Annotated in this window: 1 protein-coding gene; it reads right to left on the bottom strand. The window is 61.9% G+C overall.

Going from position 1 to position 381, the window contains the following annotated elements; translation table 11 throughout:
* On the bottom strand, window positions 1-381 hold a 381-nt coding region (locus L692_RS28250; RefSeq protein WP_036722941.1), incomplete at both ends, for an aminoacyl--tRNA ligase-related protein.

Genomic DNA, 381 nt, shown 5'->3' with positions numbered 1-381 from the left:
CCGCCGTATTATTCAGCGTGTGGCAGTACCGCAGCCTGCCGTCCGCGCCCCGGTAGCGGATATTCGAGCGTCGAGCCTGGAAATCCAGCAGATTCGACGCCGAGTGCGTCTCCCCGTAAGCGTTCCTTCCCGGCATCCAGGTCTCGATATCATACTGCTTGTGCGTCTTCAGCGACATGTCGCCGGTGCAGACGGCCACGACGCGGTAGGGCAACTCCAGCAGCTGCAAAATATGCTCGGCGTTCGCCAAAATTTCCTGTAGCATGTTCTCCGATACCTCCGGATCGTTCTCGCACAGGACGACCTGCTCGATCTTCGAGAACTGGTGCACGCGGTACAGCCCGCGCACATCCCGGCCCGCCGAGCCGACCTCGCGCCGGA

Source organism: Paenibacillus forsythiae T98 (genome assembly GCF_000520735.1).
Classification (GTDB): Bacteria; Bacillota; Bacilli; order Paenibacillales; family Paenibacillaceae; genus Paenibacillus_AQ; species Paenibacillus_AQ forsythiae.
This window is presented reverse-complemented; position numbering and strand designations above follow the sequence as displayed.